The organism is Gilliamella sp. Bif1-4 (assembly GCF_001690535.1).
Classification (GTDB): domain Bacteria; phylum Pseudomonadota; class Gammaproteobacteria; order Enterobacterales; family Orbaceae; genus Gilliamella; species Gilliamella bombi.
The window spans coordinates 1-8,370 of the sequence record NZ_LZHC01000032.1 but is presented as its reverse complement, the minus strand read 5'-3'; the positions used below and the strand labels follow the sequence as shown (position 1 = coordinate 8,370).

The 8,370-nt window shown below is 38.4% G+C and carries 2 protein-coding genes; both read left to right on the top strand.

Going from position 1 to position 8,370, the window contains the following annotated elements:
* Window positions 1-1,593: ShlB/FhaC/HecB family hemolysin secretion/activation protein (locus tag A9G25_RS06015; protein WP_065626187.1), on the top strand; the 1,593-nt coding region annotated here is incomplete at its 5' end.
* A 97-nt stretch (window positions 1,594-1,690) separates the two neighbouring features.
* A partial coding sequence (locus A9G25_RS06010; protein WP_141675018.1) for a two-partner secretion domain-containing protein occupies window positions 1,691-8,370 on the top strand: 6,680 nt, incomplete at its 3' end.

Here is an 8,370-nt window from a genome sequence, read left to right as displayed (position 1 = left end):
TTAATTCACCAGCAAGAGCGTCAAAAAGCGCTAGAGGATTCATTAAATCCAACTTCTCCTGATATTCATTTATTACCGCCAAGTAAAACCGTTGGCGAGATAGAATTTCCTGTTGAGTCATTATGTTTCAATATTAATCGAGTTGAATTAATTGATCGTGACAAATTACCTTGGTTTATCCCTTTAAAGAAACTCGCTCAACAAGCTGAGCATCGTTGTTTGGGGGGGGAAGGTATTAATTTATTGATGAGTCAGTTGCAAGACCGCTTGGTAAGTTATGGTTTTATTACAACTCGAGTTGTAGCCCCAGAGCAAGATTTAGCGAATGGGACGTTAAAATTATTGCTTGTTGAAGGTAAAGTTAGGCACGTTAACTATAGTGATGATAGTGATAAATATGCGCAGCTTTATAGTGCCATGCCAGTTAGAGAAGGCAAAACACTCAATTTACGCGATATTGAGCAAGGGCTTGAAAATTTACAACGTTTACCCACCGTAAGTGCGCAGATGCAGTTAGTCCCAGGAGACAAACCAGGTGAAAGTGATATTGTAATAGCTCGAAAACAGACAAAGATGTGGCGATTAGGTTTATCGGTGGATGATTCAGGTACAAAGACGACAGGGCGGGATCAAGGAGGGGTAACCTTTTATTTGGACAACATTTTGTCATTAAGTGATTCTTTTTATGCATCAGGGGGACATGATTTAAACGGCAAAGGGAAATATGGCTCACGTAACTATTTATTATCGTATTCTGTGCCATGGGGATATTGGTTGCTTAGTGCTTCGTTATCGGGGAATAAATATCATCAAACGGTAGCGGGACAAAATGAAGATTACAAATACAGTGGTCGCAGTCGGAGCGCAAATGTACAGCTCAGTCGAGTGATTCATCGAAATGAATCACAAAAAACGACATTAAGTTATGGCATTAACTTGCGTCAATCGCATAACTATATCAATGAAACGGAAATCGAAATCCAGCAAAGGAAGACCACAAACTGGCAATTAGGTTTACAACATCGGCATTATATTAACGATATAGTATTGGATGCGGGGGTGTCATATCAAAAAGGCGTGAGATGGTTCAATGCACAAAAAGCGCCAGAGGAGCTTAATCCGGAAGATAACGGCAGTGCATTATCGAATATTTTTCTAGTTAACTTTGCGGCCAATATTCCTTTTCGTTTAGGTGAGCAACAATATCGTTATCATATCGACTATCAAGGTCAATATACTCGAGGCGAGCGTTTAACTTCACCAGACCAGTTTTCGATAGGCGGACGTTGGAGCGTACGCGGTTTTGATGGTGAATTAACGTTAAAAGCAGACCGGGGGTGGTATGTGCGTAATGAGCTTGCTTGGCAAGCACCGTTTAATCATGAACCTTACTTAGGGATTGATACAGGTGAAGTATCAGGAGCAAAAAGTGAATATTTGTTGGGGAGGCACCTAACGGGAGGTGTTATTGGAATCAGAGGTAATAATTATGGATTTTACTATGACCTCTTTGCGGGAAAACCGATACGAAAACCCAAAGGTTTTAACACTAACCCCTTAGTCTTAGGGTTTAGTGTCAATTGGAATTATTAATATTACATGACGATTTAATAGTCAAAAAAGAGAGAAGTAAAGCAAGATAAATACAGAATCAATATTAGAAAAGATAATAAGAGAAAGGAATTAAGCGATGAATAAGAAGTTATACCGAGTTATTTTTAACAAAAAACGTGGCATGCAGATGGTCGTTGCGGATATAACTAAAACACCGATAGGTAGTGAACAAACTTCATCAACAAGAGAGCAAGCCAGTTTCAAATCGCTTTTTGCTAAATTAAGACCGATAACCTTTCTTGTATCTATTTCGTTAGGTTTTGTGAGTATTAGCGCTCCAGTTTATGGCAACCACATTGTCCCAGACCGTCAAGCCAGCAAACATCAACAGCCTCTGATTGGCTCAACAGCCAATGGCACAACGCAGATTAATATTCAAACGCCGAATAAGAAAGGGGTATCACATAATAAATACCAACAGTTTGATGTATCGAAGCAAGGTGTCATTTTAAATAACAGTAGTAAGGCAAGCAAAACCCAGATTGGGGGGTATGTTCAAGGTAATGAGCTATTAAATGCCACAGGTAGTGCTAAAATTATTTTAAACGAAGTCAACTCACGCAATCCTAGTCAATTAAATGGGGTGGTTGAAGTAGCGGGTCAAAAGGCACAAGTTATCATTGCCAACCCATCGGGAATAACCTGTAATGGTTGTGGTTTTATTAATGCCAGTCGTGGCACGCTAACGACGGGAAAGCCGATAATAGAAAATGGTGATTTGACGGGTTATCAGGTTGAACAAGGTCATATCGCGGTGACAGGTAAAGGATTTGACAGTTCAACGCAAAGTTATACGGATTTAATTGCACGCACGGTATCGATAAACTCAGCGGTTTGGGCGAATGACTTAAATGTAGTGACGGGTCGCAATAAAGTCAGCCAAGACACCCAAAAAATCACCCCATTGGATGAACAGGTAGGCGACAAACCTGAAGTATCGATAGATGTATCCGCATTGGGAGGGATGTATGCAGGCAAAATCAACCTAGTGGGCACTGAAAAGGGGGTTGGTGTACATAATGCAGGAGAATTGGGTGCGAGTGTTGGCAATATAACCCTAACGGCGGAGGGTAAAATCGTCAATACAGGGGCGATACAGGCTCAGCAAGATATCCGTTTAAGCAGTCAAAACGACATTCACAACAGTAAGCAGATATACAGTAAACAAAACATCAAGTTAAACAGTGAAAAATCAATAGTCAATGAAGGAACATTAGTTGCAAAAAATGACATTACGCTTAAAGCTTCGGAAATAAATAGTACGCAAAAAAGCACGATTGCCGCGGGGATTGATGAACAGGGAAAATTAACACAAAAAAGCAATATTACCGCAGATGCCAATAATATTTCACTCACGGGTAAAAATCTGGCAGGTCAACACGTTAAAGTTAATGCACAAAAGAATATTAATCTAGCCAACAGCCAAAATAGTGCTGAATCGGTCACATTAACGGCTGAAAATATTGATATCAACACAGCAACAATCCATAGTGAAAAAGATATCCTTCTACAGGCGAATAATTCCATTGATAGCCGCCATTTACAAGTTAAAACTAATGCATCTTATTCAGCTACAGGTAACGTAATTGATAACCAACAATCTGTTATATTGGCTAAAGGAGACATAACCTTTAATGGCAGTAGTATCAATAATGCTCAATCAAAACTCAATACAGGTAATAAAATTAATTTTAATGCAGGGCGTTTTATTGATAATCACAAGTCGATGCTTTTGGCAGAAGGGGCGATTAATTTAAAAGGGCAACATATTACGAATAACGAATCATTGTTAGTCACTAATGATGGTTTGCAAATAAAATCTGATACATTAGAAAACCAGAAATCCACATTACAATCGAAAAAAGATTTAACCATTGATAGCCATCAGTTTAATAATCAGCAGTCTGAGTTATTAACTGAAGGTGTTTTGACTGTTCATGCCAATCAAATCAACAACCAAAAAGCGGCGTTAAGGGCAAAAGGTGATATTAATATTAACAGTGGGCTAGTTGATAATCATTCGTCGACATTTATTTCAGAAAAAACGATTAATATCAATGTTAAGCAATTTTTTAATCAATATGCAAAATTTACCGCACTGCATAATATTGCTATTGATGGGCAACAGGTTAATAACCAATCTGCAGAATTAAAATCCAATGGGTATTTATCCATTAATTCAGCCGAACAAAACAATCAATCCGCACAATTACTGACTAATTCTGGCTTAACGCTACAAGGTAAAAATATAAATAATAATAATGCCGAGCTCAGCGCTAGCGATAGCATAGCGATAACAGCGGAGCAACTATGGGTTAATGAGGGCACATTAGTTAGCAATAATGATATCCATATTACCAGCTCACATATTGATGCGCAAAAATCAAAAGTTAAAGCCAAAGGGAATATAAAACTGAATGCATCAGATTATATTGATGCCACGAATGGCTTAATGGTGAGTGAAAAACAGTCAACCATTGAAGCAAACACAGTTAAATTAAATGAAGCAACATTAAGTGCCAAAGATGACATAACCGTTACAGCAACTTCACAATTAGAGAATAACAACGCAAAATGGATTAGTGAAGGCAATATCACCGCTAATGCACAAACGATTAATAATCAAAATTCGTCAATATCAAGCTATAAAGATATTTACTTTAAAGCACCGTATTTAAATAATCATAACAGCAAATTGTTCAGTTATGGAAAAATTGATTTATTGTCGAACAATGTTAATAACCAAAATACCCAAATTAATGCATTAGCTGCTATTCATATTCAGGCTAACGACATTGACAACCAAAATGCACAAATCATTAGCCAGCAATCGATAAATATCGAAGGTAAAGACATTGATAACCGTCATTTGGCCATGCAATCGGGTAAGGCACTATCTATAATGGCTACCGACAAATTGGACAATGCTGATGCAATACTCATTTCCGGTGATAAACTAAAGCTTGAGTCACAGTTAATTAATAATCAACGTTCGAAAATCAAGTCTGGTCATGACCTGACTATGCAAGGTAAAAAGATTCATAATCAACATAGCACCATGATTGCGACAGGCGATGTTGAGTTTAATGCTGATGAGCAATTAGATAATCAAAACGCTGACATTCGAACACAAAATAAAATTAATATGGCTGCCAAGCAAATTAATAATCAGAATAACTTATTGGTAGCGGGTAACGAAGTCACGCTTAATGCGGATGAACTTAATAGTCAGTCATCTATATTAAAAGCGGATGATAATATTGCCATAAAAGCCAAAAAGCTTAATAGCGCATTAGTCAAATGGGTCAGTCAAAATGCTATTACTATTGATAGTGATGACATTGATAATCATTCATCTGTATTTAAAGCCAATAATGATATTACCGTCAAAGCCGATACATTAAATAATAACGAGGCAACCTTAATATCGGGTGGTCAATTATCATTAACCGCTAAAAAATTAGCTAACCAATCTGCTTATTTTAATGCAGAAAAAGGGATTGATATTCAAAGTACTGAATTTGATAATCAATCAGCGACATTAATTACTAATGATTCGATACGTATTGACGCCAACAAAACAAATAATCAAGATAGCACATTATCCGCTAAACAAGATATTTCGATAAACAGTAACGAAATAAATAATCAAAACGCTTTATGGCTAGCAGATAAACGCATTTCGATTCATACCAACAACCTTGATAATCGTAATGCCGCCTTACAAGCCAAACAAGGTATGCAAATGGATGTCAATGCCCATCTAGCTAACCAACATGCGATGCTTATCTCAGGGCAAGATGGTCTTATCATTCATGCAGATTCTTTAGATAATGAAGATTCTGAGTTAAGCAGTAAAGGGGTATTGGCAATTACGGCCAATGATGTGAATAATCACCAAGCACAATTAATCGCAGAAAGCGACCTAACAATTGAAGCAAATTATATCAATAATCAGTCTGCTGATATTCAGGCTAAAGGTGATATCACCTTAGATGGACAAACCGTTGATAACCAACAAGCAAAATTATTGAGCATGGGCAATATTCGGTTACATGCAGAAAATAATTTAACCAATAATCATGCCAAGCTCATAGCGATGCAACAAATTCAATTGCAGTCTCATGGGGCTATTGATAATCAACACGCAACAACGACGGCCAATAATGGCATTTTAATTGAGGCCAATTCGATTAATAATAGCCAGTCAAAACTTGAAACGGCAAGTTTATTAAAGATTATTGCTAATACCATTACTAATCAGAATGCTAAATTTAATGCAGAAAAAATTGAGCTAAAAACACAATCACTTGAAAACCAACAAGCGGATATCATTGCCAAAACGTTATTACATATTCAAGCGGATGAAATAGCCAACAGCCAAGCCCGTTTATTAGCCAATGATATTGCCATTAACGCCAATCAACTTAGTGGTGATGGAGAACTGCTTGCTGAAAACAATATTGAGCTTAATTTAACGCATGGGTTTGATAACAAAAACAGCTTGCTAGCCAATAAAGATATATTAATCAATGCAAGCCATATTACCAATGACGGTAAAATCTCATCAGGTCAAGCCATTACCCTTAAGAGTGATGAAATTAAAAACACAGAAAAGGGTATTATCGAATCGGAGGAAATCAACACCAATAGTCGTGTATTGGAAAATAAAGGGCTTATTGATGGTGGCGAGGTCAATGTGAACGCTTCGCAGCGTTTTGACAATCTAGAGGGTGCACGTTTATATGGGGATTGGATTTCTATCAAAGCCCATGAGGTGAACAACCGTGCTGCTTCTTTATCCAGCCCCGTTGCACCCACTATTGCGGCAAGGGAAGCACTCTTATTGGATGTTGACACGTTAAATAACACCAATCACGCTTTGATACTCAGCTTAGGGGATATGTACATTGAGGGGCAAACATTAAACAACCATTCAGCACGGATTGAAGCGGCTGACGATATGGCCTTAAAAGTTAACCACATTAACAACATTAATGACCATATTGAAACTGAAGAGGTCTTGGTAGAAAGGCAACATATTGTTGAATATTCACCTCTCGGTGATGCTCGGCGATATAAACCCGATGAAGTCAGCATTCGCACTAGCCCTAAAAAGCGGCACAGATACCCTGTTTTGCATTCAAATAATGGCGCTTTTGATTCCACTCATAAGTATTATGAATATGATTACACAAGAAATATTTATGAAACTAAAATCAAAAGTACGGCACCGGCAGAAATCATCTCTGGTAAAGATTTGCGTATACAATCCGACCATTTAGAGAATGACAACAGTAAAATTGTTGCCGGTAATGCCTTAGATATTATGACCGGCACACTTAATAATCACTCATTAAAAGGCCAGCGCACCATTTCCGATACTGGCGATGAAATTTATCATTACCGAGAAAAAGAGAATAAGCACGGTAAAGCCGTATATAAAAAAAGAGCAAGGTGGAAAGATTATAAAAACCAATCCGTCACCACTATCGATCTTGAGCATGCCAAAATGGAGTCTCACACCAATGTGGATAAAACCCAAATTGACTTGCAGCAGCGAGAAGAAGAAAAAATTAGCGTAGGGCACATTGTTAATCCGATTGTGACCGAAGTCAAAACAGATAAACACCTCGACAATTCCCTTGAAGCTATCATCAACAATGGTAAAGAAAAGGGCAATATCAATATTTCAACCGAACACCCATTGGATGATTTGCCGATCACAAACCCTATCATTCAACCGGATAGCGTTGAAAAGCCAGATACCCCCATTATTGACACTAATCAAAAAGTGACCAGTGAAGATAGTCAGCATTATGCTGATTCCATTATCTTTGTTGAGCCTAATTTAACCTTACCGCAAAATAGCTTATCAATCATTAACAAAGACCCAAAGAGCAACTATCTTGTTGAAACTGACAGCCGTTTCACCAACCGCAAAAAATGGTTAAGTTCCGATTACATGTTCAACCGCTTAAGGGTTGATCCGAATAATATCCAAAAACGGTTAGGGGATGGTTATTACGAGCAACAGCTCATCCGCGAGCAAATTGTTACCTTAACGGGGCATCGATATATTGGTGATTACACCAGTGACTTGGAGCAATATAAAGCACTGATGAATGCGGGAGTCGAATTTGCTAAGCAGTACGGATTATCGATAGGTGCCTCGCTGTCAGCGGAACAAATGAAAGCCTTAACCAGTGATATAGTTTGGCTAGAAAGTAAAACGGTGCAGGTTGATGGACAAGCGGTATCGGTATTGGTGCCACAAGTTTACCTTGTTAACCGCCCACAATTAACGACGGACGGGGCATTATTATCGGGAAAAAGTGTCACGGTGCTGGCGGAGAAGGATATCGAATCCTCGGGGACGATATTAGGTAAAAACCGAGTTGCCTTATTAGGTAATAACGTCAATAACCAAGGTTTGATTGATGCGGGCGCCATCATTATTCAAGCGAAAGATAGCATCAACAGCAGTGGCAGATTAAATGCGGATAGATTGGCATATTTACAAGCGAATAACGACATCAACTTAAATAGCACCACCTCAACCACCGAAACGCATTACGGTGCGAGCAAAAGTAAAAACACCGTGATTGACCAGATTTCAAGTATCAACGTCAATGATGGTGATATTTACTTAAAAGCGGGACATGACATCAACTTAGGCGCGGCCTTGTTGGTTAATGGCGGTGAAGAGGGCGTCACTAACGTCATTGCCGGGAACGACATCAATTTATCGACCTT